Genomic DNA, 26,611 nt, shown 5'->3' with positions numbered 1-26,611 from the left:
CACGCACACCTGACGCCTGTCTCTCCCGCCGCAGTCTCCGTGTCAACGATGGTGCGGCGCAGAACGGCGCCCGTTTACTCCAGCTCGACGCCATGCGCCCCCGCCCAGTCGGACAGCGCGACGCGCATGTCGGCCGGCGGATGGGCCAGCAATTCGGCGAGCACGGTCGTCGCGGCGCCGGCATCGAGGCTGCGCACCATCGCCTTGATCGGGCCGACCGCGGCCGGGGTGATCGACAGGCGTTCGATGCCGATGCCGATCAGCGCCATCGCCTCCAGCGGCCGCCCGCCCATCTCGCCGCAGACGGTGACAGGCACGCCCGCCGCGCGGCACTCCCGCACCACCCGCGCGATGAAGCGCAGGATCGCCGGGCTGAGCCAGTCGTAACGCAGCGCGAGCTTCGGGTGCGCGCGATCGGCGGCGAACAGGAACTGCGTCAGGTCGTTGGTGCCGATCGACAGGAAGTCGAGCTTCGGCAACAATATGTCGAGCACCTCGGCCAGCGCCGGCACCTCCAGCATCGCGCCATAGCGGATGCCGATCGGCACCTTCTTGCCCCGACCCGCCAGGAAGGCGCGCTGCGCCTCGAAGATCGCCTTTGCCGCATCGAACTCCCACGGTTCGCTGACCATCGGGAACATCACGTTGAGCGTCCGCCCCGCCGCCGCCTCCAGCAGCGCGCGGGCCTGCGCCTTCATCAACCCCTCGCGCTCCAGCGCCAGCCGCAGCGCGCGCCAGCCCATCGCGGGATTTTCCTCCAGCCCATCGGCATCATGCTCGAGATAGGGCAGCGCCTTGTCCCCACCGATGTCGACCGTGCGGAACACCACCGGGCGATCACCCGCGCTGTCGAGCACGTCGCGGTACAGCCGCTGCTGCCGCTCACGCGCCGGCATCGTCGCCGACACCAGGAACTGAAACTCGGTACGGAACAGGCCGATGCCGTCCGCGCCGGTCAGGTCGAGCGCGGCCACGTCGTCGCGCAGGCCGGCGTTGACCATCACCGTGATGCGACGGTCGTCCTTCGTCACCGGCGGCAGCGGCTTCATCGCGGCGAAGGCGGCGCGGCGCTTCTGGCTCAGCGCCAGCTTCGTCTCGAACGCCTCCTCCATCGCCGGGGTCGGGCGGACGAACAGCGTCTCGGACGTGACGTCGAGCAGCAGTGCATCGCCCTCCGCCACCTCGCGCTTAATGCCCTTCGCGCGGCCCATCACCGGCACGCCCATCGCGCGTGCGACGATGATGACGTGCGCGGTCAGCGATCCTTCCTCCAGCACCACGCCCTTCAGGCGGCGGCGGTCATATTCCAGCAGCTCGGCCGGCCCGAGGTTCTTCGCGATCAGGATCGAATCCTCGCGCAACCCCATCTGCGCCGCGGTGCCGAGGCGCCCCGACACGGTGCGAATCAGCCGGTTCGACAGGTCCTCCAGATCGTGCATGCGTTCGCGCAGCAACGGATCGTCGATCTCGCGCATCCGCATCCGCGTGCGCTGCTGCACGCGCTCGATCGCGGCTTCGGCGGTCAGGCCGCTGTCGATCGCCTCGTTGATCCGCCGCGACCAGCCCTCGTCGTAGGCGAACATCTTGTACATCTCGAGCACCTCTTCGTGCTCGCCGCCGCCGCCGAATTCGGCCTGCTGCTGCATGCGCTCGATCTGATCGCGCATCTTGTCGAAGGCGGTGTAGACGCGCCGCCGCTCGGCCTCGGTATCCTCGGCGACGGTGTGTTCGATATGGATGCGCGGCTGGTGATAGACGGCAACGCCGGCGCCCATGCCGTCGACCAGCTTGAACCCCTTCACCCGCGCGGTCGCGGTCGATTGCGTCCGTTCGGTGCTGGCGCTGGCGGCGTCGATCAGGCCGGCGTTGGCGATCAGCTCGCTCAGCACCATCGCGACCGTCTGCAGCGCCTCGATCTCGACATCGTCGTAGCGGCGCGGATCGACATGCTGGACGGCAAGCACGCCCACCGCGCGCTCGCGCCGGATGATCGGCACGCCCGCGAAGCTGTGGAAGCGGTCCTCGCCCGTTTCGGGACGATAGGCGAAGTCGGGATGCGACGCCGCCTCGTCCAGGTTCAGCGTCTCGACGTTCTGCGCGATCGTGCCGACCAGTCCCTCTCCAAGAGCGAGCGTGGTCACGTGCACCGCCCCCTGATCGAGGCCATAGGTTGCGAACAGTTCCAGCACGCCCTCGCGCAACAGGTAGATCGACGCGACCTCGCTCGTCAGCCCCTCCGCGACGATCTCGGTCACGGCGTTCAGCTTCGCCTGCGCGCTGGTGCGCGACGCCATGACATCATGCAGGCGGACGAGGATTTCGCGGGCGGAGGCGGCGGCAGTCAACGGCATGGCGAAGGGCTATCAGAACGGGCGCGCGGCGACCAGCGGGACGGGAGCCGTTTCGGCCGTTCCGCCGGAATGGCCACCCCACCCCGTTCGTGCTGAGCCTGTCGAAGCACTGTCCTTCTTCAGGCCACGGTGCCTGCGGGACGAAGAAGGGCAGGCTTCGACAAGCTCAGGGCGAACGGAGGTCGGGCCGTCCCCTAACCCGCCACCAGCTTCGCCGCATCCTTCAGATCCTCCACGAACCGCGCATATTCCTCCGCCGCCTGCACCTGGTCGGGCAGGCGCAGCAGATAGCTCGGGTGGACAGTGATCCATCCGGTGCCGCCGTCCTTCAGCGCGACCGGCTTGCCGCGCTCGCGCCCGATCGTGACGACGCGGCCGAGCAGCGATCGGGCGGCGGTGGCGCCGAGTGCGACCGTGACGTCCGGACGCAGGATCGCACGCTCCTGCTCGATCCACCAGCGGCAGGCCTCGATCTCGCCGGCATCGGGCTTGGCGTGGATGCGGCGCTTGCCGCGCGCCTCGAACTTGAAATGCTTCACCGCGTTGGTGACGTAGACGGTCGTGCGGTCGATCCCCGCCTCTCCCATCGCGCGGTCGAACACCTGTCCGGCGGGTCCGACGAAGGGGTGGCCGGCTAGATCCTCCTGATCGCCGGGCTGTTCGCCGACGAACATCATGCGCGCATCGACCGGCCCCTCGCCGAACACGGTCTGCGTGGCGTGGCGGTGGAGGTCGCAGCGGGTGCAGCCCATCGCCTCCTCGCGCAGCGCCGCCCAAGCGCCCGCGCTGTTGCTGGCCGGGGCCGTCCGCGCCGTCTCGATCATCGCCACCTCCCGCGCCTGCGCGCCCGCCACCAGCCCGGCGACCAGCGCGGTCTCGGGCATGTTCTTCCAATATTTGCGCGGCATCTCCTTCAGCATCGCGCCGACCTTCAGCCGGGCGGGATTGAAGATGGAGGCGTAATAGGTCTTCCAGACATCCTCGATCGGATCGCCCTCGGGTGCATCGACCTTGGTCGCGCCGGGCCCTTCGGACAGCGTCTCGCCGTCCCAGTGGACTGAGACCGCCGGCGTCAGGATCGACCAGCGCATCGTCGTGAAGCGGTTGACGAAGAAGCGCGCATTCTCGCGCACGATATGGTTCTCGGGTTCGAACCACGCGACGTAGCGGGTGCCGTCGTCGTCGGCGACCTCGCGGAAGCGGACGAAGGCGCGCATCTTGTGGATGTCGCGCCGCACCGCCTTCGCCATCTCGTCGAGCTTGCGCATCAGCGGATCGGCGCGGTCGTCGACCAGCTTGGGCTGCGCCAGCAAGCGGGTGAGCGCCGTGTAGAGCAGCGCGAACCGCTGCGGGTCGGCATGCAACGCCACCGTGCGGGCGAGATCGACGAAGGGGCGTGGGACGCGGAAGGCGGGAGCGTGGGTCTCGACGATCGCCTCGTCGCCGAACAGGTCCGCCGGGGTTTCGCCGACCTGCCAGACGACTTCCTCCGGCGGCACCCGCGCGGCGGCAAGATTGCGCGCGGCGTCGCGCCAGCCGTCGAAATCGTCCTCGGTGGATAGGGTGGCTAGGCGCATTTAAAGATCCTCCCCGGCACGGGGAGGGGGACCGCCGGCGCAGCCGGTGGTGGAGGGGGGCTTCTGCGGACGCACCGCCTGCGGCACGCCCCCTCCACCGCCTGCGGCACGCCCCCTCCACCGCCTGCGGCGGTCCCCCTCCCCTTCCAAGGGAGGATTTCAGTCACTCCCGCTCGTCACCACCTGGTGGGTTCGCCTTCGCCAGTTCGAGTTCCTCGGGCTTGCGTTCCTCATAGGTCTCGGCGAGCTGCGCCTCGGTCGCGTCATCGAGTTCCTTGGTCGCCGCCGGGAACATCTCCTCCTCTTCCTCCTCGATATGGTGGAGGTAGCGGTGGCGCATGTGGTGGAATTTCTCCTCCCATTCGTCGCCGCCGAAATCGAGGTCCATCATCTCGCCCAGCAGGTCGTCGACCTCCTTGTGCTCGCTGACCGAATGGCGCGCGTCGTCGCGCAGTTCGGGATTGCCGAGCATCGTGGCGTAAAGCGATTCCTCCTCGGCAGCGGCATGGCTTTGCAGTTCCAGCCGGAAGTCCTCGAACAGCGACTTGCGCTTCTTCGTATCACCACGCAGCTCGCCCAGTTCCTTGAGCATGCCGCGCTGCTTGTCGTGATCCGCGATCAGGTCACGGTAGATCTGGGCAAGGGCCATTATCGTCTCCTTCGCGGCGGCAAACCGGTAAGGGCAGGCGGATGTTTCACCCGCGAATCATTCTCACGCGAACAGCTCCATCTGCTCACGCTTCGGCGCAACGACGGGGCGCAGGTCGGCGCGGTCGGACAGCAGCACCGGGCGCCAGTCCTCCGCGACGATGAACGGCCGCACCTTCGCCACCGACACCGTCAGTCGCGCGACATCGTCGAGCCGCAGCCGCCGCCAGCGCCGCGACGTCAGGATCGCCGCCACCGCCTTCGTCCCCAGCCCCGGCACGCGCAGCAGCATCTCGCGCGGCGCGCGGTTCACGTCGACGGGAAAGCTCTCGCGAAACTTCAGCGCCCAGGCGAGCTTCGGATCGATATCGAGCGGCAGCATGCCGGTCTGCGCATCCGCCGCCGACGCCACTTCTGCCGCCGAATAGTCGTAGAAGCGCATCAGCCAGTCCGACTGGTACAACCGGTGCTCGCGCATCAGCGGCGGCCGCTTCAAAGGCAGCACCGACGACGCTTCCGGGATTGGGCTGAACGCTGAATAATAGACGCGGCGCAGCGAGAAGCGGTCGTAGAGGCTGGCCGCCTTGCCGACGATATCACTGTCGGTCGCGGCGTCAGCACCGACGATCATCTGCGTCGACTGCCCGGCGGGAGCGAACTTCGGCGCGGAGCGATATTTCTTCCGCGCGTCCTTCGTATCGATGATTGCGGTCTTCGTGTCCGCCATCGCGCCCTCGATCCGGGCATTGTCCTTCTCGGGCGCCAGCCGCTTCAGCCCGCCGACGGTCGGCAGCTCGACGTTGATCGACACGCGATCGGCATACAGCCCGGCCTGATGCACCAGTTCGGGATCGGCATCCGGAATCGTCTTCAGATGGATGTAGCCGCGGAAGTCGTGATCCTCGCGCAGGCAGCGCGCCACCTCGACCATCTGCTCCATCGTATAGTTCGATGTGGCGATGATGCCCGACGACAGGAACAGCCCCTCGATATAGTTGCGGCGGTAGAAGCTGAGCGTCAGATCCACCACCTCCTGCGCGGTGAAGCGCGCGCGGCGGACGTTCGAGCTCTTGCGGTTGATGCAGTAATGGCAATCGAAGATGCAGCTGTTGGTGAGCAGTATCTTCAGCAGGCTGATGCAGCGGCCATCGGGCGCATAGGCGTGGCAGATGCCCGATCCCTCGGTCGAACCGATGCCCTTGCCACCCAGCGACGTGCGTTTAGACGTACCCGAAGAGGCACAGGACGCGTCGTATTTCGCCGCATCGGCAAGGATCGCGAGCTTTTCGCGGACGTCGAGCTGGGCCATCGCGTTCCATATACGTTCTCATAGGCGGAGAGTCCAGTGACGGCACCGGAAACAGTCAGCGAAAGCAAGGCCTTCGGCGGCGTGCAGGGGGTCTATGCCCATGCGTCCGAGACGACGGGCACGAAGATGATGTACAGCGTCTACGTGCCGCCGCACGACGACGGCGCGCGGTTGCCGGTGCTGTGGTATCTCTCCGGGCTGACCTGCACCCACGCCAACGTCACCGACAAGGGCGAGTATCGCCGCGCCTGCGCGGACACCGGCGTGATCTTCATCGCGCCGGACACCTCGCCGCGGGGCGAGGGCGTGCCCGACGACGACGCGTGGGATTTCGGGCAGGGCGCGGGTTTCTACGTCGATGCGACGCAGGAACCATGGCGCGCGAACTTCCGCATGCGCAGCTATATCGAAGACGAACTTCCCGCGCTGATCGCGGCGCAATTCCCGGTCGCCGACATGGCGCGTCAGTCGATCACCGGCCATTCGATGGGCGGCCATGGCGCGCTGACGATTGCGCTCCGCAACCCCGACCGCTTCCGCAGTGTTTCGGCCTTCGCGCCGATCGCCTCGCCGCTGAACTGTGCGTGGGGCGAGAAGGCGCTGGGCGGCTACATTGGGCCGGATCGCGGCGACTGGCGCGCCTACGACGCCTGCGCGATGATCGACGATGGCGCGCGCCTGGCGGAGCTGCTGGTCGATCAGGGCGAGGCGGACAGCTTCCTCGCCGATCAGCTGAAGCCCGAATTGCTACAGGCCGCCTGCGAGCGCGCCGGCATCCCGCTGACGCTACGCATGCAGCCGGGGTACGACCACAGCTATCACTTCATCTCGACCTTCATGGCGGACCATGTCGCGTGGCATGCTAAGCGGTTGCGATAGGGTTTCGCGCCGTCGTCCCCACCGCGATCGCCCCCAGCGGTCCGGCCATGTCGCCCAGCCCCGGCGGCCCCAGCCGCTCGTCGAGCTCCGCGGCATAGCGCCCGAACATTCCATAACCCGCCAGACTCTCGGCCAGCCGCGCGCGGATCATCGGGAAGAGTTCGGGCCGCGCGGTCGGGATGCCGCCGCCCAGCGCGATGCGCGCCGGCGCCAGCGTCAGCACCAGGTTGTGGAACAGCATCGCGATGTCATGCGCGACATCCCCCCACACCGGATGGTCGCGCGGAATAGCCGCCCCCGATATGCCCGTGCGCAGCGCAAGCGCCGGCCCGGACACCAGCCCCTCGACGCAATCGCCGTGGAAATGGCACCAGCCGGTGAAGCTGTCGCCCCGCGCCCGCGCGATCCGCATATGTCCCGCCTCGCCATGCGCGACGCCGCCGGCCGGACGCCCGCCGACGATCGCGCCGATGCCCACGCCGGTGCCGATCGTGACGTAGATGTGGTCGGCGAGCCCCGCCGCCGCGCCCCACCGCCCTTCCGCCAGCGCGGCGCCGACGACGTCGGTCTCTATCGCGACCGGCACGGCATAGCGTTCGGCGATGCGCGCGTGGATGCTCGTGCCGCTCCACCCCTGCTTGGTCGTGCTGGCCATCGCGCCATAGGCGGCGCTGTCGGGCGCGAGGTCGAGCGGACCGAACGAAGCGATGCCGATTGCGTCGAACCGCCAGCCGTCGAGCGCGGCCTCCAGCGCGGCGAGCGTCGTCTCGGGATCGGTGGTCGGCACGGTCACGCGCTCCATGATCCGCTCCGGCCCGTCGCCCAACAGCGCCACGCACTTGGTGCCGCCCAGTTCCAGTCCGGCAATCATCTCTCATCCCCGAAGTTCAGCCGTCGCGACACGCTGGGATCGAGCACCGCCATCACGAAATAGGCCCCCACCTGCTTCACGCGCATCCACCACGTCGTGCGCTCGCGCTCCAGCGCCAGCGTGATCCGTTCCGATTGCGCCATCTCGCCCTCGAAATAGGCGCGGACGTGCGCGGCGAAAGGCGCGTCGTCGATCCGCAGCATCAGTTCGAGGTTGAGGAACAGGCTGCGCATGTCGAAATTGGCCGAACCGATATGGACGACATCGTCGACGACGTAGAGCTTGGTATGCAGCTTGGTCGGCTGATATTCGTAGATCTCGACGCCCTTCTTCAGCAGGCCGGCATAGGTGAAGTGCGATGCCCACAGCGCCGCGCCATGATCGGTCTTCGACGGCAGCACGATCCGCACCTTGCCCCGGATACCGGCGCGGTCCAGCCGCCGCAGCATCTGCGGACTCGGCGCGAAGTATCCGGCAATCAGGTCGGTACGATCAGCGCGGCGCATGTCCTCGCGCACCACCTTCGCCCATGGGCTCAGCCGCCGGGTGGGGCCACCGAACAGCCAGCGGGTCCGGCCCTCGGGCTCGCTCCATTCGCGCAGCAAGCGGCGCAGCGCACGCATCTTCGCCTTCGGTCGGTGCATCCAGCCGTTGAGCGCATCGTAATAGCCGGTCAGCCGCGCCACCGCGGGCCCGTCGACCAGCAGCCCCAGATCGCGCCACGCGCCGTCGCCGACCGTCCCGAAATAGCTGTCCTGCACGTTGAACCCGCCGATGATCGCGGTGCAGCCATCCGCGATCGCCAGCTTCTGGTGGTTGCGCACCAGATAGCGGCGGCCGAGGCGCGGGATGAACTGGCAGACATCGGCGCCGGCGGCGGCCAGCGGCGCGAAGAACTCGTCGCGCGCGGCGGGCTCGCTGCCCATCCCGTCAATCGTCAGCGACACGCGCACGCCCCGCTGCCGCGCGGCGATCAGCGCGTCGCGCACCCGGCGGCCGACATGATCGGCGACATAAATGTAGAACAGCACCCGCAAACTCTCGGTCGCGCCATCGATCAGCGCGATCAGCGCGTCGAACCGTCGCGGGCCGGTGTCGAGCAACGTCAGCGCGTTGCCGTCCACGGTAAAGCTCGGCTGTGGTGGCGGCGGCACGTCCATGCCGCGCGATGTGCCTGTCCCCGCCCGGCTGGGCAAGCCGGTTTCCTTGACTTTGCGCGCCGTCCCGCCTAATCGCCCGCCCTTTCCCGGACACTCGATTACCGCTTAAGGAACCGCCCATGGCGCGCGTTACCGTCGAAGATTGCGTCGACAAGATCCCGAACCGTTTCGACCTCGTGCTGCTGGCCGCCCAGCGCGCGCGCCAGATCTCGGGCGGCGCCGAGCTGACCATCGACCGCGATCGCGACAAGAATCCGGTCGTCGCGCTGCGCGAGATCGCCGAGCAGACGGTGACCCCGGCGAACCTGGCCGAATCGGCCGTCGCCAGCCTGCAGAAGGTCCAGGTCGACGACGAGGAAGCCCCGGACGAGATCGGCTCGCTGGCCGCATCGGCCGAAGCGCTCCGCCTCACCGCCGCCGCCCCGCCGCGCAACACCAACGTCGGCGGCGATTACGAGTAACGGCTGACCCGCATTTCCGCGAAGGCGGTAATGATGTCTGGCTGACCCCGGTCGTTGTTCCGCGGGCCAGCCAGAATTGCCCCCTGCCTCCGCGGGGGTGACAGTGGATGGGACTTGAACGGGACGTCGGAACGTCGCCGGGTCGTTCGGCGCTTTCCTACATCGCGCCGATCTGCTTGATTCCTTCGCATGACCGGCCGGACCTGCCTTTGCGCCGCGGCGTCGGCTGATCGCCGCGCAAAAGCGACAAAGTTGACAAAAGCGACGACAGGGGACGAATTCGACGCGTTTCGGTCGCTTTTGGTCTCCTGGCCGATCTGCTCATACCGGCGAGTTCGGCCGCACTCCCCTGGCGAACGTCTACGACCAGCCACCGCCCGAGCCCCTGCGCCTTGCAAGCGCAACCGTCGCCGCGCATAGCCGCGCGCATGACGACAGCACCGCAGCCGAAGCCCTGGATCATGGGCATCGCCCCCTATGTGCCGGGGCGCAGCACGACCGACGACGGGCGCAAGGTCGCCAAGCTGTCGTCGAACGAAAATCCGCTCGGCACCAGCCCCGCCGCGCGTGAGGCTTTCGCCGCCGCCGCGCACTCGCTGGAGCGCTATCCCGATGCCGGCGCAGCCGACCTGCGCGAGGCACTGGCCGCGAAGCACGGCCTCGATCCCGCGCGCATCATCTACGGCAACGGGTCGGACGAGGTGCTGCACCTCGTCGCCGGCGCCTTCGCCGGACCGGGCGACGAGATCATCCATGTCCGCTACGGCTTCGCGGTGTACGAGATCGCGACGCGCCGCGTCGGCGCAACGCCGGTCGTCGCCGCCGACCAGGACTACGCGACCGACGTGGACGCGATATTGGCTGCGGTGACGCCGGCCACGAAGATCGTGTTCGTCGCCAACCCGAACAATCCGACCGGCACCTATGCGACCCGCGAGGAGATCGCGCGGCTGCACGCGGGATTGCGCGGCGATATCCTGCTGGTGCTCGATTGCGCCTATACCGAATATCTCGACGAGAACGGCGACGACGGCAGCATGGCGCTGGCCGCCGAGGCCCCCAATGTGCTGGTCACGCGCACCTTCTCGAAGATGTACGGCCTCGCCGCCGAGCGTATAGGCTGGGGCTATGCCTCGGCCGCGATCATCGAGGCGATGCACCGCATTCGCCTGCCCTTCTCGATCACCATAGCCGGCCAGTCCGCCGCCATCGCAGCACTCGGCGACATGGCGTTCGTCGATCACGCGCGCGAGCACAATGCGACGTGGCGCGCATGGTTCGCGGACGAGATCGGCAAGCTCGGCAACGCCGGGCTGCGCGCGATCCCCAGCCAGGCCAATTTCGTGCTGGTGGTGTTCGAGGGGGCGTTGACCGCCGAAGCCGCCTACAAGGGGCTGATGGACGCGGGCTATATCGTCCGCTGGCTACCCAACCAGGGGCTGGCGCAGGGTCTGCGCATCACCATCGGCACCGAGGACGAGACGCGCGGCGTAATCGCGGCGCTGCGCACCCTGACCGAGCAGACCGGCTGATGCTGCCGTTCGCGCGGGTCACGATCGTCGGGCTGGGCCTGATCGGGTCGTCGATCGCGCGCGGCGTGCGCGCGGCGATGCCGGGCGTCGCCCTGTCGGGGTTCGATGCCGATCCGGACGTGCGCGAGACGGCGCGGGCGATCACCCTGGTCGACGATGTCGCCGACAATGTCGGGGCCGCCGTGATCGACGCCGACCTCGTCATCCTGTGCGTGCCGGTCGGCGCGATGGGCGCGGTCGCGGCAGAGCTATCCGCCGACCTGCCGGCCGAAGCGATCGTCAGCGATGTCGGATCCTGCAAGGAAAGCGTGGTCGCCGCGCTCACCGCCGCGCTGCCGGGCGTGACGATCGTCCCGGCGCACCCGGTCGCGGGTACCGAGAAGAGCGGGCCGGAGGCAGGCTTCGCGGCGCTGTTCCACAAGCGCTGGTGCATCCTGACCCCACCCGAGGGCACGCCCGAGCTCGCCGTCGAGCGGGTCGCCGAGTTCTGGCGGCGGCTGGGTGCCGACATCGACGTCATGGCGCCCGATCACCACGACCGCGTGCTGGCCGTCACCAGCCACCTGCCGCACCTGATCGCCTACACCATCGTCGGCACCGCCTCCGATCTCGAAGAGGTGACGTCGAGCGAGGTCATCAAATATTCGGCCGGCGGATTCCGCGACTTTACCCGCATCGCCGCATCCGACCCGACGATGTGGCGCGACGTGTTCCTGTCGAACCGCGAGGCGGTGCTCGACATGCTCCAGCGCTTTTCGGAGGACCTGTCCGAGCTGCAGCGCGCCATCCGCTGGGGCAAGGGCGACCAGCTGTTCGACACCTTTACCCGCACCCGCGCGGTGCGCCGCTCGATCATCGAACAGGGCCAGGACGACGCCCGGCCCGACTTCGGGCGATCGGATCACTGACGGGGCGGCGGCTCCAGTACGTTGATCGCCGCATGCACCATCGGCTCGACCTCGCGACGGTTCAGCCCCGGCGGGATCGCCTTCTGGAACGCGAAGCGGATGACGCCCGAACGCTTCGCCCCGTGCTTGGGCCAGACGACCCCGCTGTCGATCGCGACCGGCACCAGCGGCAGGCCGAGCGCGCGGTACAGGCCGGCGAAGCCGGGTTTGAGGGGCGGCGTCTCGCCGGGGCGCACGCGGGTGCCCTCTGGAAAGATTACCACCGATCGCCCGCTTTCCGCGGCCGCCTGCGCATCGCGCATCATCTGGCGCAGCGCCGCCGACGATCCTTCGCGGTCGACCACGATCATGCCGTAGCGCTTGGCCGCCCAGCCCCACACCGGGATCTCGGCCAGTTCCTTCTTCAACACGATGACGGGGGCGTCGAGCAGGGCGACCATCTCGAACGTCTCGAACATCGCCTGATGCTTGCCGGCGTAGAGCGCAGGCGTCGTCGGGATCGTGCCGCCGACGACGACCCGCACCCCCTGCACCCAGCGGGCGCAGAAACGGTGGTAGCGGGTCCAGAACACCACCCACCAGCGCAAGGCCGGCGCCCCGACGAGTGCCGCGACCGGCGCCAGCAGCACGATCACCACCGATCCGCCGAAGAAGGCCAGGTTGAACAGCCAGGTCCTGAGCGTCGCGATCATGCGTATCCGATCCACAGCGCCACGCGCCGCACGAGGTATTTGTTATATTCGCGCACCATCATGCCGAACGGCGCATTGCTCTGCACCGGATCGCCGATGACTTCGACATCGTCGCCCAGCACGCGCGCCAGCTCCATCCGCGCCCGCGGCATGTGCCATTCGGCAGTGACCAGCCGCACCGAGCGATAGCCGCGCTCGCGGATCCAGCGCGTCGTCTCGTCGGCGTTGGAGCGGGTGTCGACCGCCTCGGTGCCGAGATCGATGCAGCAGGCGAACAGGCGGCGCGGCACCTTGTATTCCGCCGCCAGTTCGTTCGGCCGGACGCTGGGGTCCGCGCCCGAGATCAGCATGCGCTTCGCCGCACCCTTGCGCAGCAGGGCCAGCCCGTGCGGGATGCGCCCCGCTCCGCCGGTCAGCACGACGATGGCGTCGGTGGTGCGCGGATCGGGCGCGCGGCGCAGGCTGAGCATGAAGGCGGCGAACCCCAGCAGATAGGCGAGCGCGACGATCGCGAGCAGGCGCGACACCCTCACAGCACGCGCCGCAATGCGCCGAGCACCGCGACCCGCGCCGCGATCGTCGCCAGCAGCGCGAAGACGAGCGGCAAGAGCGCGAGCAGCCCCCAGTCGAGCGCGGTCAGCGTCGCCCCACCCGTCACCGCGCTGTCGAGCGCCGCAACCCGTCCGCCGATCAGCATCACCGCCCCCGCCGCCACGACCGCACCGATCGCACCGCCGGTCAGCGTGTCGAGCGCGATGCGCCGCTGGAACAGCCGCGCGATCTGCACATCGGTGGAGCCGAGCATGTGCAGCACGGCAATGGTGTCGCGATGTGTGTCGAGGCCCGATCGCGCGGTCAGCAGCACGATCGCCGAGGTCGCCGTCGCCATCAGCAGCACCAGCCCGCCGGCCAGCCAGGAGATCGACGCGATGAAATCGCGCACCGGCGACAGCCAGCGCGCATTGCGGTCGACCTGCGCGCCCGGCACGGCGGCGCGGATGCCGGCGACGGCGCGGCCGGCCGTGGCATCGGTGCCATCGGTCAGGTCGACGTCGATCATCGCCGGCATCGGCAGGTCGGGATCCAGCCCGGCATCGCCCAGCCACGGGCGCAGCAGCTCCGCCATTTCCGCGCGCGGCACCGCCGCCACGCGCCGCACGCCCGACACGCCGCGCACCCGGTCGACGATCCGCGCGACCGCCGCATCGTCGGCACGCAGCACCTGCACCGTCAGCCGCCCGGCGAGCTGACCGTCGAGACTGGTGCCCGCATGCAGCGTCGCCAGCCCCAGCGCCGCGGCGAGCACCGTCAGGAACAGCATGATCGCCATCACCCACTGCATCGCTCGCGTCCGCCGCCCGTCGTCGAACATGCGACGCGTGGCGGCGCGGCCACGGGGCCGGCGCGGCATGGCGGAATCGTCGGCCACCGGCTCAGCCCCCCCGCAGCGGGGCGTGCCGCGGATCGGCGGGTTCGACCAGCCGCCCGCGATCCAGGCGAAGCATGTCGGCCGCGCCGACGCTCTGGATCAGCTGGAAATCATGCGTCGCGACGACGACGGTGGTGCCGAGGCGATTGAGGCTTTCGAACAAATGAATCAGCCGTTCCGCCATGTCCGGGTCGACGTTGCCGGTAGGTTCGTCGGCGACGAGGATCTCGGGCCGGGTGATGACCGCGCGGGCGATGGCGATGCGCTGCTGCTCGCCACCCGACAACGTCGGCGGGCGCGCGCCGGCGCGATCGCGCAGGCCGACCCAGGCCAGCATCTCGTGCACCGGCTCGTCGATCTCGGCCTCGGGCACGCCCGACAGGCGCAGCGGCAGCGCGATATTGTCCGCCGCCGACAGGTGCGGGATCAGGCGGAAGTCCTGGAAGACGACGCCGATGCGCCGCCGGAAGCCCGGCAGGCGATCGCGCGGCATCGTCACCGCATCCTCGCCGAACAGGCGGATGATGCCGCGCGTGGGTCGCTGGGCGAGGTACAGCAGTTTCAGCAGCGAGGTCTTGCCCGCCCCGCTGGCGCCCGTCAGGAAATAGAAGGCGCCGCGCGCCAGCGTGAAGCTGACGTCGGACAGCGTCTCCGGCCCGGTGCCATAGCGCAGGCCGACATTCTCGAACTGGACGATGTTCGCCATGTCGGGTCGGGCGAGCCTTTGCGCTTCGTTGCGGCTGGCCGGCATCGCACACCGCGGGAGCCTGCTCAAGCGGCACGGAGCCCTTGCCTGCGACTCGCCCGCGTGCTTAGATTCACGTTCATGCTATCCGGGTGCGAAGGCGCCCGTTGACCGGACAGGCCCGATGATCCTCGAATGTACGGCGTGCGGTGCCCGCTATCTGGTTCCCGACAGCGCGATCGGCGCCGAAGGGCGCACCGTGCGCTGCGCCAGCTGCCGGCACAGCTGGTATCAGGCGCCCGCGCTGCTCGACCTATCGTCGCGCGACCGGATCGAGGTGCCGGAAGCACCGGTCGCGGCGGAAGCCCCCGAGGCTGCACCGGAAACGGACTCGCCCGTCGGGGAAGCGCCGCCGGAGGTGCGCACCTATGAGGACGAGGCGTACAGCAAGCCGCGTCCCGCCTATGACGCCTTCGCGCATCGCCCGCCGTTCGGCATCACCCGCAACCCGACGAAGCGCTGGACGGCGGCGGCGGTGGTCGCCGGCTGTTCGATGATGCTGGGCGCGGGGGCGATCCTCTATTCGGGGGCGCCGGGCATCGCCGCGCAGCTGGGCCTGCCGATCGGGCCGACGGTGACGCCGCTGCGCTTCGTCGACGAGGCGATCGAGCGGCGCGACCGCGGCCGCGCGGGCGAGCTGTTCGTGGTGTCAGGCAAGGTGGTAAACCCCACCGGGTCGACCCAGCGCGTGCCCGACGTCGTCGTCGAGCTGCGCGATACCCAGAACCGCACCGTCTATCAGTGGAGCGTGACGCCCGGCACACGGACGCTCGCCCCCAATGCCGCGGTCGCCTTCACCAGCGGGCGGACCGACGTGCCGGCCAATTCCAAGATGCTGAAGCTGAGCTTCGCCAAGGGGCTGGCGAAGTAAGCGACGCCCCGCGACGAAGCGCCATTGCCAGCATCCATCGGAGTTGCTAGTGGCGCTCGCCTTACCAGCCATCGGCAGCCGTCGATGGTCTCACGTGCGGCCGTGGCGGAATTGGTAGACGCGCAACGTTGAGGTCGTTGTGGGCGAAAGCCCGTGGAAGTTCGAGTCTTCTCGGCCGCACCACTCTTCTGAAATAGATAAGGCGATGCCCCCGTGCGGGCCGCTCCGGATCCTCCCGGGAACCGCCATCCGCCTCATGCGCTTGCCGGTCCGAAGAGGACCACATGCGCGACAATGGAATTGCGATCGTCACCGGCGGCGAATCGGGCATCGGAGCGGCGTGCGTCGCCGCGCTGGCGGCGGCGGGTATGCGCGTCGTCCTGACCTATCACACCGATCGCGATGCCGCCGAGCGGGTCGCGGCGGCGGCGGGCGGCCCGGATCGGGCGCGGTACGTGCAGTGCGATGTCGGCGACGAGGCGGCGGTCGAGGCACTGTTCGACGCGGCGCAGGATACGTTCGGCACGCCCGACCGGCTGGTCAATTCCGCGGGGCTGAACATGAGTGGGGTGAAGCTGGTCGATATGCCGCTCGCGCAATTCGACCGCGTCGTGCGATCCGACCTGTACGGGCCGTTCCTGACATGCCGCGCCTTCGCACGCGGGCTGGAGGCCGCGGGCACCGGCGGGCGCATCGTCAACATCAGTTCGATCCACGAACGCGCGCCCCGTGCAGGCGGCGTCGATTATGATTCGGCCAAGGGTGGTCTCGCCCAGCTGACCGCCACGCTGGCGCTGGAACTGGCGCCGCATAAGATCGCGGTGAACGGCGTCGCGCCGGGCATGATCCTGACGCCGATGAATGCAACCGCGGTCGACGACGAGTCCGTGCGAAAGCAGAAGGAAGCGGCGATCCCCTGGGGCCGGGCGGGTCGCGCGGACGAGGTCGCGGCGCTGGTCGCGTTCCTGCTGTCGGACGCGGCCGATTACATCACCGGCACGACCGTCACCATCGACGGTGCGCTGTCGCTCGTCATCGCGCAGGGCGCCTGACATGGTCGCCTATGTCGTCGAGGGGATCGACGCGGTCGATATCGAAGACGGTTCGCCACTGGCCGGCATGGACCTGATGAGCCCCTATGTCTGGTGCGAAGGCGGGCTGTACCGGATGCTGGTGCGCGGCGTGCCAGATCCGCTGGGCGCCACCGACCCGACCGGCCTCATCGCGGCGGCGACCAGTCGCGACGGCCTGACCTTCCGCGTCGATCCTTACCTGTCGATCGTACCGGGTGGCGCGCCCGATGCGGCCGACGACGGCGGCTGCGAAGACCCGACCGTTGTCGTGGGCGAGGACGGCTATACGATCTTCTATACCGGCGTGGACGGCGCCCGCGCGCAAGGGTCGCTGCTCGCCGCCACGGGGCGGCGGCTCGACGCGCTGGAGAAACGATCGGTGCTGCTACGAGCGCCGCCGGGCGAGGGCAACATCAAGGAAGCGACGCTGGTCCGGTGTCCCGCCGGAGACTGGCGGCTGTTCTACGAATATGCCGCGGGTGGCGCATCGCGCATCGGCATGGCGTACGCGCAAGACCTGGGCGACGAATGGCATCCGATGGACGATCCCTTTTCGGTCCGGGAGGACGGCTGGGACACTTGGCATCTGTCGACCGGGCCGATCTGCGCCTGGCCGGGCGAAGACCCGGTGATGTTCTACAACGGCGCGACACCGGATGCACGCTGGCGGATCGGGTGGGTCAGCTTTGCGCCCGACTATTCGCGCGTCACCGGGCGCGGGATCGAGCCGCTGCTGATGCCGCCGCCGGCACGGGATCGGAGCGCGGTCGACATCGCGTTCGCCGCATCGACGGTGGTCGAGGGAGACGGCGTCTCGCTCTATTATTCGCTGGAGGACCGGATGCTCAGCCGCGCGCGGGTGGTGCGCTACGGCTGATTAGGACCCGAATGTGCCCGCGCGATAGAGCAGGGTGATCGCGACGCGGCGGTTGCGCGGGTCGGCGGGGTTGGCGGCGATGATCGGTTCGCGATCGGCGACGCCCTCGATCCGTTCGAACCGCGCCTCGCCGACCCCGCCCGACGCCAGCCGGCGGCGCGTGGCCTCGGCGCGGCTAGAGGACAGCATCCAGTTGTTCATCGCGCGCGGGTCGCCGTACGGCAGGCTGTCGGTATGGCCGCGGATCATGATCGGGTTGGGCGTGCCGCGCACCGCGTCGGCGACCAGCCCGATCAGGCTCGACGCCTCCGGCACCAGGCTGGTCGTGCCGAGCGCGAACATCGAATAATCGGCGTCGTCGACCAGATCGATCCGCATGCCGTCGGTCGTCATCACGAAGCGGACGTGCTTGCCAAGCTTCGCGAGCTTGGCGTTCGACGCGATCTGCGCCTCCAGCCGGCGCTTCATCTGGCCGAACGTCTTCGCATCCTCGGCGCGGGTCGCCAGCGTCTTGAGCGAACCCTTGTCGCCCGAGCCTTCCTTGGCACCACCGGAAGCGCCCGCCGGGATGGTGAGCGAACGCGTGCCGGTCTGCTGCGCCTTGTGCGGGTAATTGTCCTTGTCGGTGATCGACGAGCCGCCGAAAATGCCGTTCGAGCCGGCCGAATTCTTTTTCATCTCGACCAGCGTCGGCGTGAAGTAATCGGCGATCGACTTGCGCTGCTTCTCGGTAGTGGCGCCAAGAATCCACAGCAGCAGGAAGAACGCCATCATCGCGGTCACGAAATCGGCATAGGCGACCTTCCACGCGCCGCCGTGATGGCCGCCGTGCCCGTCCGCGATGATCTTCTTGACGATGACGATCTTGGGCGGCTGGTTGTTGCCGTGGGGTGCGCGTGCGGCGGCCATCTACAGCGCTCCGCCAGCGGGAAGTAGAATCGCGTCCACGATCACCGCCCGCGCAGGCCGTCGAACACCTCGGCGAAGCCGGGCTGGTTATGGTGGGCGATGCCCGAGCGCGCGGCTTCGATAACCAGCGGCTGCGGGTGGCCGTGGAGCGACGCGATGATGATCTGCTTCACCACATGATAGATGGCGGCGTCGGCATCGATCACCTGCTGCAGCCGGTTGGCGAGCGGGGCGACGATGCCATAGGCGAGCAGCACGCCGAGAAAGGTGCCGACCAGCGCCGAGCCGATCATGCCCCCCAGGATCGACGGCGGCTTGTCGATGGAGCCCATCGTCTTAACCACGCCGAGCACGGCGGCGACGATGCCGAGCGCGGGCAGCGCGTCGCCCAATGACGTCAGCGTCCCCTGCGGTCCCTGCACCTCGTGGTGGTGGGTTTTGATCGCATTGTCCATCACCTCTTCGACCGCATGCACGTCGAGCGTGCCCGACGACACCACGACCAAGCGCAGCGTGTCGGCGATCAGGTTGATGAGCGTATGGTCGGCGACGAGCCGCGGATATTCGGCAAAGACGGCCGACGACTTCGGATCCTCGACATGCGGCTCCAGCGCGATCGGGCCGTCGGTGCGCAGCATCTTCATCAGCTTGCTGACGAGGAAGATGACGTCGAGATAATCCTGCTTCTTGTACTTCGGCCCCTTCAACACCTTGGCGACACCGCCGCCCAGCGCCTTCAGCTCCTTGCCCGAATTGCCGATGATGAGCGCGCCGACCGCGGCGCCGCCGATGATGAGCATCTCGTGCGGGACGGCATGCATGACGGGTCCGAGCGCGCCGCCGGTGAAGGCGAAACCGCCGAACACCATGCCGAACAGGACGACGAGGCCGATGACAGGAAACATGTGACGATCGAGTCCCTTTAGCGCCGGGTCGAGAAAGAGGCGCCGCTACGGAGCCGATCTTAAGGGTGCGAAGTGGGGATTTGGTTAATCCCGGCCGCACCACGCGCCGATCATTTCAGATAATCGAACAGCGACAGCTGGGTCAGCTTGGTGAAGCTCGCCTGGGTCGCACTCAGGACGCTCAGCGTCTTCTGCATTGCGGCATACGCCTCGTACGGATCGGTATCCTCGAGCGCGCTGCGCTTGCTCTCCCGCGCCATCTTCGTTTCGTCAAGCCGGGCGGCTTCCAGTTCCAGCCGGGCGCCGCGCGCGCCGACCGAGGCGCGGGCATCGCCCACCGCGTTCAACGACGATTTGATGTCGGCGACCGCCGTGCCACCGTCGCCACCCGCGCGCAGGTTATCGGCGGCAGATTTTAGGACGGCGAAGATGTCGGTCGCCCCTGCAGCGGTGGTGACGGCGAAGGTGCGCGCGCCGCTGTCGGTCGCTTGCACCGACCCGCCCTGCCCGATCGGGATCGGCGAGGATTCGCCGGTGCCCAGATAGGTGACGCTGTTGTCGGGATTGAGCTTGTAGGCGAGCGTATCGTTCGCACCGCTGAACAACGCGGCGCCGCGCGAATCGGTGGTGTTGGCCAGCCGGACGAGATCGGCGATGATCGAATCGAGTTGGGTCGCGATCACCTTGCGCTGATCGGTGGTCAACGTGCCGTTCGCACCCTGGAGCGCCAGTTCGTTGGCCGACTGCAACTGCGATTCGACACCGCTCAGCGTAGTGTCCGCCGCGTCGAGCAGGCCGCTGGCCAGCGACACGTTAGCGGCGTTGCGGCTGTCGTCGGTCGCGGACCGCTTGATCGTCGTCAGCTGGCGATAGGCGGCGGCATCGTCCGACGGCGCGGCGAGCTTCTTGCCCGACGAGATCTGCGCCTGGATCGTATCGGCCTGCGCCGACAGCGTGCGCATGGCCTGCGACCCGCGGTCGAAGCGTTGCTCGGTGGAGATGCGCATGACTGCTATGTCCTCAGCGGATATCGATAATCGTCTGCAGAACGTCGCGGGCGACCTGAATGACGCGGCTCGACGCCTGATAGGCCTGCTGGAAGCGGATCAGGTTCACCGCTTCCTCGTCGATATCGACGCCGCTGACCGCGCTGGCCGACGCGACGGCGGCGTCGCGAATCGAGGTCTGCGCGCTGGCGACGTCGCTGCGCGCCGACAGCGCGGCGGCATTGGCGGTGACGATGTCGGTAACACCGCTTTCGAACTTACCGGTGGTGCGCAGCGAGGCGAGCGCGGCGAGGTTGCCGTTCCCGCGCGTGCCCTCGCCGATCGCGGCGGCGGCGATGCCGCGCGGGGTGGTCATCGCGACGCGCAGGTCGGTCGGCGTGCCACCGGTGGCGAAGAGCGGCTCGCCCGGCGTATTGTCGAGCGTGCGGCCGTTGCCCTGCGCGGTGTTGACCGCGGTCGTGAACCGCGTGGCGATGTCGTTCAGCGCGCCGCGCACGCCGCTGAGACGTGCCGCGCCATCGGCGACGCCAGCAAAGACGCCGCCGTGTATCGGGACGACATCGCTTGCGGTGCCGCGCTTCGCGACGAAGGCGACGGCGCCGCTGGTGTTAGTGGTGAAGCCGACGAAGGCGGAACCATCGGCATCGGCGATCACCGGGCCGGTGGTACCGCCCGCGCGCACGGTCGCGCGACCGAAGGTGTCGGTATCGACGCTGACGTCGACCAGCGCACTCATCGATTCGAGCAGCTGGTCGCGCTGGTCGAGCGCCTGCATCTGCTGGGTGGAGCCGGGGGTGACGCGGGTCAGACTCGCGTTGACGCGCGCCAGACTGGCTGACAGGTCGGTCAGCCGCGACGCGGCGTCGGCGCCGCTGGCTTTCAGATTCTCGGTCGCGGTGTCGATCGTCTGGCCCGTGCCGGTAAAGGCGTTGGCGAGCGTCGTCGCCGCTTCGATCATCACCGTGCGCGGCGCAGTGGCCGAAGGATCGGCGGCGACGCCCTGCGCCGCGTTGAAGAACGCTGTCATCCGCTCGTCGAGCCGGTTGGCGGTCAACGCGCCTTCGATCCGCTCCAGCCAAACGATGCCGGTTTCGGTGCGGGCCAGATCGGCGCCCGCGCTGCGAACGTCGGCGATCTTGTACTGGTCGGCGGAGCGGGCGAGGCTGTTCACCGCGACCCCGTTGCCGACGAGGTTGGTGGTCTGGCCCAGTGCGATGCTGTTAAGCGCCGACACTTCGGTCATGACGGCGGATCGCCGCGAATACCCCGGCGTCGCCGCGTTCGCGATATTCTCCGACGTGGTGCCCAGCGCCGACTGATAGGCGCGCACGCCGCTGTAGCCGATGGCGAACAGATCGCTCATGCCCCGTCACCCCCCGCATCGGTCGGGGCGACCGCCGGCTGGCTGCGCGACAGGAATTCCGTCATCGCCTTGCCGATACCCATCGGGGCGCTGACCGACATGCTCTCGGCGATGCGGCTGTCGAACATGTCGCGGAACTGCTCGCCCGCCTTGTTGTCGAACAGGCCGTCGCCCAGCTTGGCCTGGCGCATCGACTTCAGCATCATGCCGGTGAAGATCGCCTCGAACCGCTGGCCCGCCTTCTCGAGATTGCCCGACGACGCGAGGCGCGACGTATCGTTCGCGACGCCACCGGCGGAGCCGACGAGCGGCGTGGAGGGCGCGGCGATCTGCGTCACAGGACGATCAGCTCGGCCTTCAGCGCGCCGGCTTCCTTCAGCGCCTCGAGGATCGCGACAAGGTCGGCCGGCGACGCACCGATGGCGTTCACCGCCTTTACGACGTCGGACAGCTTGGGGCCGGGGGCCAGCAGGAACATCGGGCGCTTCTCCTCGTCGACACCGACCGCGCTGCGCTGCTCGACCGCCGTCTGCCCCTGCGACAGGGGTGCCGGCTGCGAGATGCGCTGTGCTTCGTCGATGCGGACCGTCAACTTGCCATGCGTCACCGCGGCCGGGCTGACCCGGACCGCAGAATTGATAACGACCGTTCCGGTCCGGGCATTAACGATTACTTTCGCGGCGGCTTCGGCGGAGTTCACTTCGAGGTTCTCGATGCCGCTCATCGCGGTCGCGCGGACGTCGGCGCCGGCGGGGGCGGCGACCGCGATCGACACGGCATCCAGCGCGCGCGCGGTACCTGCACCGTAGCGCGCGTTGATCGCGCCCGCGACGTTCTGCGCGGTGGTGAAGTCGGCACGCGCCAGGTTGAAGGTCAGCGTCGGCGCGCTGGCGAAGCCGGTGTCGACCGCCCGCTCGACGGTCGCACCCTCCGGGATGCGGCCCGACGACGGGATATTGACGACGATCTTCGAACCGTCGGCGCCCTCGGCACCCAGGCCGCCGACCGCCAGATTGCCCTGCGCCATCGCATAGATCTGACCGTCCGCTCCGTACATCGGCGACAGGATCAGCGTGCCGCCCCGCAGGGACTTGGCCTTGCCCATCGACGACACGGTGATGTCGAGCTTCTGCCCCGGCTTGGCGAAAGCGGGCAGCTCGGCCGTAATCATGACGACGGCGGCGTTCTTCAGCCCCGGATTGGCACCCGCCGGCAGCTGCAGGCCAAGACGCGAGGTCATGCCCTTCACCGACTGTACGGTGTACTCGAGGTTGTCGTCGCCCGTGCCGGGCAGGCCGACGACGACGCCGTAGCCGGTCAGCTGGTTGGTGCGGATGCCCTGAAAGGCGCCCAGATCCTTGATGCGATCGGCGTGCGCCGGCGCGGCGGCGAGCAGTGCGGCAACGGCGATGAGGAAGCGGCGGAACATGATGGGCATCCTCAGAACGGGCTGACGGACTGGAAGAAGCGGCTGAACCAGCCCTGGCGGCTGGCGCGCGCGACATCCCCGCGGCCGGTATAGGCGATCTTGGCATCGGCCACGCGGGTCGACAGCACGCGATTATCGCGGTCGATGTCGGCGGGGCGGACGAGGCCGCGGATCTGGACGAATTCGTCGCCGCGGTTGAGCGTCACCGTCTTCTGCCCCTGCACGATCATCGTACCGTTGGGCAGCACCTCCGCCACCGTCACGCTGACTTCACCCGACAGCGCGTTCGACTGGTCGGCGGTGCCGGTGCCGCCGAAATTGCGCTTGCCGCTCATGCCGATGTCGGTCGGCGCGAACAGGTTGAGCGGGCCGGTCGTTGGAGGGGTGATGCCAAAGCCGCCGCCCGAATCGAGCTTGGAGCCCGCGGACTTGGACGCGCTCGTCCGTTCGACCAGCACGATCGTCAGCGGATCGCCGACCGCGCGGGCGCGCGTACCCTCGTACAGGCCGCCATAGCCGTTCGCGACCTGGAAGATCGCGCCGTTGGCGGGCGCAGGCGGCGGTGCGGCCGGGGCCGCGTAGACCGACCGATATTCGGGCGGCGGTGCCGACGGCTTCTTCTTGCCGAAGATACCGGCATGCGCCGGGCTGACGAGCGCGGCGCCGATCAGGAGTGTGGTGACGAATCGCATGATGGTCATCATCACAGATTTTGGTTAACGTATTTCAACATCTCGTCGGTGGCCGAGATCATCTTTGAATTGACCTCGTACGCGCGCTGGGTCTCGATCATGTCGACCAGCTCCTCGACGACGTTGACGTTCGAGCTTTCGAGCATGCCCTGGCGCACGCGCGCGCGGCCGTCCTGGTTTGGCGCACCGACACCGGCGGCACCGGATGACGCCGTCTCGATAAGGTAGTTGTCGCCGGTCGACTGCAGCCCAGCCGGGTTGGCGAAGGTCGCGACCTGGATCTGGCCGACCTCGGTCGCGGCGGACTGGCCGGGGGTCGAGGCCGATACGGTGCCGTCCGCGCCGATCGTGATCGACGTCGTGCCCTCGGGCACGGTGATGCCGGGCATCACCTGATAACCCTCGGACGTGACCAGCATCCCCTCTGGCGAGCGGTTGAAGTTGCCGGCACGGGTGTAGCCGAGCTGCCCGCCGGGCAGCTGCACCTGGAAATAGCCTTCGCCGTCGAGCATCAGGTCGAGGCTGTTGCCGGTCTGCTGCGCCGAGCCTTGCGTCTCGATCCGCGCGGTGCCCTGCACGCGCACGCCGGTGCCGAGATTCATGCCGGTGGCGTAGCGCGTCTCGGATGTCGAGGCGGCGCCGGGCGCGGTGACGACCTGATAGGCCAGCGTCTCGAACGCCGCCCGGTCCTTCTTGAACCCGGTGGTGTTCACGTTGGCGAGGTTGTTCGAAATCACCCGCATGCGCGTATCCTGCGCGTCGATGCCGGTGCGGGCGATGTGGAGAGCGGAGGAACCCATTGGTCTGATCCTTTATGCCGGCAGGCGCATGAGCGAGGCGGAGGCTTCGTCCATCGACTTGGCCTCCTTCAGCAGGTTGGCCTGCACTTCGTAGCTGCGCTGGTTCTCGATCATGTCGACCAGCGCCGCGGTCAGGTTGACGTTCGATCCCTCGAGCGCGCCCGACTGGACTTCGGCCGAGAGATCTTCGGGCAGCACGCCGCCGCCCTTCACGCGCAGCAGATTGTCGAGCCCCTTCGAGGTCGGCGTGCCCTCGGCACTGACCAGGCGGATGCGATCGATCGTCTGCATCGGCGCGCCGGCGGGGGCGCCCATCGGCTGAATGCTGATCGTGCCGTCGCCGGCGATCTGCACGCTTTGCGCGGGCGGGACGGTGATGGGGCCCCCCGACCCCATCACCGGGAAACCGTCACCGGTTTCCAGCACGCCGGTGTCGGTGATGCGAAGATCGCCGCGCCGGGTGTAGGCCTCGGTCCCGTCGGTGGCCTGGACGGCCATCCAGGCGGCACCGGGGATCGCGATGTCGAGCGAGCGACCGGTCGCGTTGATCGTGCCGGCGCGGCGATCGGCGTCGATCACCTCCTCCGACGACGGCGCACGACTGGCGAAGCCTTCGCCCCCCTTCAGCATCATCTGCTGGAAGGTGACCCGTTCGGCGCGAAAGCCGGTCGTCGACGCGTTCGCGATGTTGTTCGCGATCGACGCCTGCGCCGACATCTGCCCCTTGAGCCCCGACAGGGCGGTATAGACCAGACGGTCCATGGCTTACGCCTCCTGCGCCGGATCGATCAGTTGCGGATGTTCAGGATGGTCTGCGAAATCTGGCTCGACGTATCGAGCGCCTTCGCATTCGCCTGGAAGTTGCGCTGGGCCGCGATCAGCCCGACCAGTTCCTCGGTGATATCGACGTTCGACCGCTCGATCGCACCGGTCATCAGCTTGCCGAAACCGTTGGCGCCGGGTTCGCCGAGACGCGGCTCGCCCGAAACGCCGGTCGGGCTCCAGTAGCTGCCGCCGAGCTGGCGCAGGCCGGACGCGTTCGAGAAGTTCGCGAACACGATCTTGCCCAGCGGCTGCACGTCGCTGTTCGAGAAGCTGGCGCGGACGATACCGTCCTCGCCGACGCTGACGCCCTCGAGCTGGCCGACCGCCCGGCCGTTCTGCGTCTCGCCGAGCTTGGCATAGGGCTGGCCGAGCTGCGTCGTGCCGTTGGTGAAGTCGAGCGTCACCTGCTGCGCGACGGTCGAGCCGCCGGGCGTGAACGCCTCGAACTGGATCGGCGCGGACGGTGCGGTCAGCGACCCGACCGAATCGAAGCGTAGCGTGCTGGGGCTGGTACCGCCCTGCGGCGTCATCGCTTGGTCGCCGATGAAGGTGTAGACCTGCCACTCGCTTGACGTGCTGACGCCGGTCGAGATGCTGTCGCGGACGTAATAGTTGGTCATCGTCATCGCGTTGCCGACCGCGTCGTACACGGTGGTCTGCGACGAGTTGTTGTAGGTCGCCGGATTGAACCGGTCGAAGGCATAGGTGTTCGTGCCCGAGAAGATCGGATTGCTTTTCGGCACGGTCGCATTGGCCGACAGGTTGATGGCGAGCGTCACCTTCTCGGTCGCGGCCGGCGTGCCGCTGGTTGCGGGCAGGCGAAGGCTGATCGTCGAATCGAGGCCGGTCGCGACGACCGTACCCGAACCGTCGACCGGATAGACCTGCAGATGGCCGCCGTTCGCGTCGGTCACATAACGGTCGGCATCGACCGCGAACCCGCCGTTGCGCGTGAACGCGACCTTCGCCGAGGTCAGGTCCGGCTTCACCGCGAAGAAGCCCTCGCCCGAAATCATCATGTCGAGGGCGTTGGTCGACTGCTGCGAACCGCCCTGGCCGAACTGCTGGCGGATCGCCTTCACGACCGTGCCCGAACCGATCATCTGGGTCGGCGACACCGACACGCTGGTCGCCATGACGTCGGCGAATTCGGTGCGGCTCTTCTTGAAGCCGTTGGTCGAGACGTTGGCGAGGTTGTGTGAGATCGTCGCCATTTCGGTCTGCGACGCCTGAAGGCCGGAAAGCGAGGTGTAGAAGGACATGTGAGGTTCCTTTGCGTGAAGTCGTTAGATCGGTGG

Annotated in this window: 27 protein-coding genes and 1 tRNA gene; 8 read left to right on the top strand and 20 right to left on the bottom strand. The window is 68.3% G+C overall.

All coding sequences use genetic code 11. The features are described from left to right. Window positions 1–74: 74 nt before the first annotated feature. The 4 genes from ptsP to ACX40P_RS02180 all read right to left on the bottom strand — a co-directional run bounded on the left by ptsP (window position 75) and on the right by ACX40P_RS02180 (window position 5,885). Window positions 75–2,351: a phosphoenolpyruvate--protein phosphotransferase gene (gene ptsP, locus ACX40P_RS02195; RefSeq protein ID WP_459124649.1), complete on the bottom strand. Its 2,277-nt coding sequence runs from the start codon at window positions 2,349–2,351 to the stop codon at window positions 75–77. 194 nt (window positions 2,352–2,545) lie between these two features. Next, entirely contained in the window at window positions 2,546–3,928 is a 1,383-nt protein-coding gene (locus ACX40P_RS02190; RefSeq protein ID WP_459124648.1) for a UdgX family uracil-DNA binding protein, read from the bottom strand. A 163-nt stretch (window positions 3,929–4,091) separates the two neighbouring features. Then, window positions 4,092–4,577: a hemerythrin domain-containing protein gene (locus ACX40P_RS02185; RefSeq protein ID WP_459124647.1), complete on the bottom strand. Its 486-nt coding sequence runs from the start codon at window positions 4,575–4,577 to the stop codon at window positions 4,092–4,094. Window positions 4,578–4,640: 63 nt separating this feature from the next. Continuing rightward, a complete protein-coding gene (locus ACX40P_RS02180; protein WP_459124646.1) occupies window positions 4,641–5,885 on the bottom strand; it encodes a putative DNA modification/repair radical SAM protein in 1,245 nt (414 codons plus the stop codon). Between the two features lie 36 nt (window positions 5,886–5,921). Between ACX40P_RS02180 and fghA the strand changes: the two genes are divergently transcribed. Then, complete coding sequence (gene fghA / locus ACX40P_RS02175) at window positions 5,922–6,764, top strand: S-formylglutathione hydrolase (protein WP_459124645.1); 843 nt, start codon at window positions 5,922–5,924, stop codon at window positions 6,762–6,764. On the opposite strand, the gene ACX40P_RS02170 is transcribed toward fghA, so the two are convergent. Next, on the bottom strand, window positions 6,748–7,635 hold the full coding sequence (locus ACX40P_RS02170; protein WP_459124644.1) for an ROK family protein: 888 nt from the start codon (window positions 7,633–7,635) through the stop codon (window positions 6,748–6,750). The two genes, fghA and ACX40P_RS02170, sit on opposite strands and share 17 nt — an antisense overlap. Next, window positions 7,632–8,795: a phospholipase D-like domain-containing protein gene (locus tag ACX40P_RS02165; RefSeq protein WP_459125216.1), complete on the bottom strand. Its 1,164-nt coding sequence runs from the start codon at window positions 8,793–8,795 to the stop codon at window positions 7,632–7,634. Before ACX40P_RS02165 ends, ACX40P_RS02170 begins: the two co-directional genes overlap by 4 nt. A gap of 119 nt (window positions 8,796–8,914) precedes the next feature. On the opposite strand from ACX40P_RS02165, the gene rpoZ reads away from it, so the two are divergent. The 3 genes from rpoZ to ACX40P_RS02150 all read left to right on the top strand — a co-directional run bounded on the left by rpoZ (window position 8,915) and on the right by ACX40P_RS02150 (window position 11,696). Further along, window positions 8,915–9,256 carry a DNA-directed RNA polymerase subunit omega gene (gene rpoZ, locus ACX40P_RS02160; RefSeq protein ID WP_459124643.1) on the top strand — a complete coding sequence of 114 codons (342 nt, stop codon included), beginning with the start codon at window positions 8,915–8,917 and terminating at the stop codon, window positions 9,254–9,256. Window positions 9,257–9,684: 428 nt separating this feature from the next. Beyond that, a complete protein-coding gene (gene hisC, locus ACX40P_RS02155) occupies window positions 9,685–10,788 on the top strand; it encodes a histidinol-phosphate transaminase (protein WP_459124642.1) in 1,104 nt (367 codons plus the stop codon). Next, window positions 10,788–11,696 (top strand): prephenate/arogenate dehydrogenase family protein, encoded by a 909-nt coding sequence (locus ACX40P_RS02150; protein WP_459124641.1) that lies wholly within the window; start codon window positions 10,788–10,790, stop codon window positions 11,694–11,696. Before hisC ends, ACX40P_RS02150 begins: the two co-directional genes overlap by 1 nt. On the opposite strand, the gene ACX40P_RS02145 is transcribed toward ACX40P_RS02150, so the two are convergent. From ACX40P_RS02145 to ftsE, 4 genes are read right to left on the bottom strand one after another with little or no spacing between them, the layout of a single operon-like run. Continuing rightward, window positions 11,690–12,388: a lysophospholipid acyltransferase family protein gene (locus ACX40P_RS02145; RefSeq protein WP_459124640.1), complete on the bottom strand. Its 699-nt coding sequence runs from the start codon at window positions 12,386–12,388 to the stop codon at window positions 11,690–11,692. The two genes, ACX40P_RS02150 and ACX40P_RS02145, sit on opposite strands and share 7 nt — an antisense overlap. Then, entirely contained in the window at window positions 12,385–12,858 is a 474-nt protein-coding gene (locus tag ACX40P_RS02140) for a YdcF family protein (protein ID WP_459125215.1), read from the bottom strand. The genes ACX40P_RS02145 and ACX40P_RS02140 overlap by 4 nt, the downstream gene beginning before the upstream one ends. Before the next feature lie 59 nt (window positions 12,859–12,917). Continuing rightward, window positions 12,918–13,817, bottom strand: coding sequence for a cell division protein FtsX (locus ACX40P_RS02135; protein WP_459124639.1), 900 nt, complete (start codon window positions 13,815–13,817; stop codon window positions 12,918–12,920). A 4-nt stretch (window positions 13,818–13,821) separates the two neighbouring features. Next, on the bottom strand, window positions 13,822–14,523 hold the full coding sequence (gene ftsE, locus ACX40P_RS02130; protein ID WP_459125214.1) for a cell division ATP-binding protein FtsE: 702 nt from the start codon (window positions 14,521–14,523) through the stop codon (window positions 13,822–13,824). A gap of 163 nt (window positions 14,524–14,686) precedes the next feature. Between ftsE and ACX40P_RS02125 the strand changes: the two genes are divergently transcribed. From ACX40P_RS02125 to ACX40P_RS02110, 4 genes are all read left to right on the top strand, one after another. Then, entirely contained in the window at window positions 14,687–15,433 is a 747-nt protein-coding gene (locus tag ACX40P_RS02125) for a zinc-ribbon domain-containing protein (RefSeq protein WP_459124638.1), read from the top strand. 96 nt (window positions 15,434–15,529) lie between these two features. Next, a tRNA-Leu gene (locus ACX40P_RS02120) sits at window positions 15,530–15,616 on the top strand. 101 nt (window positions 15,617–15,717) lie between these two features. Then, the gene (locus ACX40P_RS02115) at window positions 15,718–16,485 is read left to right on the top strand and encodes an SDR family NAD(P)-dependent oxidoreductase (protein ID WP_459124637.1); all 768 of its coding nucleotides are present in this window, start codon (window positions 15,718–15,720) and stop codon (window positions 16,483–16,485) included. A gap of 1 nt (window position 16,486) precedes the next feature. After that, window positions 16,487–17,383: a glycoside hydrolase family protein gene (locus ACX40P_RS02110; protein ID WP_459124636.1), complete on the top strand. Its 897-nt coding sequence runs from the start codon at window positions 16,487–16,489 to the stop codon at window positions 17,381–17,383. Here ACX40P_RS02110 and ACX40P_RS02105 read toward each other — a convergent pair whose 3' ends face one another. The 10 genes from ACX40P_RS02105 to ACX40P_RS02060 all read right to left on the bottom strand — a co-directional run bounded on the left by ACX40P_RS02105 (window position 17,384) and on the right by ACX40P_RS02060 (window position 26,575). Then, window positions 17,384–18,292 carry a flagellar motor protein MotB gene (locus ACX40P_RS02105; RefSeq protein ID WP_459124635.1) on the bottom strand — a complete coding sequence of 303 codons (909 nt, stop codon included), beginning with the start codon at window positions 18,290–18,292 and terminating at the stop codon, window positions 17,384–17,386. Between the two features lie 41 nt (window positions 18,293–18,333). After that, window positions 18,334–19,197, bottom strand: coding sequence for a flagellar motor stator protein MotA (gene motA, locus ACX40P_RS02100; RefSeq protein ID WP_459124634.1), 864 nt, complete (start codon window positions 19,195–19,197; stop codon window positions 18,334–18,336). Between the two features lie 110 nt (window positions 19,198–19,307). Beyond that, entirely contained in the window at window positions 19,308–20,204 is an 897-nt protein-coding gene (gene flgL / locus ACX40P_RS02095; protein WP_459124633.1) for a flagellar hook-associated protein FlgL, read from the bottom strand. Between the two features lie 13 nt (window positions 20,205–20,217). Continuing rightward, entirely contained in the window at window positions 20,218–21,567 is a 1,350-nt protein-coding gene (gene flgK / locus ACX40P_RS02090) for a flagellar hook-associated protein FlgK (protein ID WP_459124632.1), read from the bottom strand. After that, entirely contained in the window at window positions 21,564–21,905 is a 342-nt protein-coding gene (locus ACX40P_RS02085; protein ID WP_459124631.1) for a rod-binding protein, read from the bottom strand. The genes flgK and ACX40P_RS02085 overlap by 4 nt, the downstream gene beginning before the upstream one ends. Beyond that, window positions 21,902–22,996 (bottom strand): flagellar basal body P-ring protein FlgI, encoded by a 1,095-nt coding sequence (locus tag ACX40P_RS02080; protein ID WP_459124630.1) that lies wholly within the window; start codon window positions 22,994–22,996, stop codon window positions 21,902–21,904. Before ACX40P_RS02080 ends, ACX40P_RS02085 begins: the two co-directional genes overlap by 4 nt. Window positions 22,997–23,007: 11 nt before the next feature. Continuing rightward, window positions 23,008–23,700 (bottom strand): flagellar basal body L-ring protein FlgH, encoded by a 693-nt coding sequence (locus tag ACX40P_RS02075; protein ID WP_459124629.1) that lies wholly within the window; start codon window positions 23,698–23,700, stop codon window positions 23,008–23,010. Further along, window positions 23,700–24,488 (bottom strand): flagellar basal-body rod protein FlgG, encoded by a 789-nt coding sequence (gene flgG, locus ACX40P_RS02070; RefSeq protein WP_459124628.1) that lies wholly within the window; start codon window positions 24,486–24,488, stop codon window positions 23,700–23,702. Before flgG ends, ACX40P_RS02075 begins: the two co-directional genes overlap by 1 nt. A 12-nt stretch (window positions 24,489–24,500) precedes the next feature. Further along, a complete protein-coding gene (gene flgF / locus ACX40P_RS02065) occupies window positions 24,501–25,250 on the bottom strand; it encodes a flagellar basal-body rod protein FlgF (protein ID WP_459124627.1) in 750 nt (249 codons plus the stop codon). Between the two features lie 26 nt (window positions 25,251–25,276). Then, the gene (locus ACX40P_RS02060) at window positions 25,277–26,575 is read right to left on the bottom strand and encodes a flagellar hook protein FlgE (RefSeq protein ID WP_459124626.1); all 1,299 of its coding nucleotides are present in this window, start codon (window positions 26,573–26,575) and stop codon (window positions 25,277–25,279) included. Window positions 26,576–26,611 lie beyond the last annotated feature (36 nt).

This window comes from Sphingomonas sp. RS2018, assembly GCF_054489605.1.
Note: the sequence above shows the minus strand (reverse complement) of the source record. Positions and strands in the feature narration are given on the sequence as shown.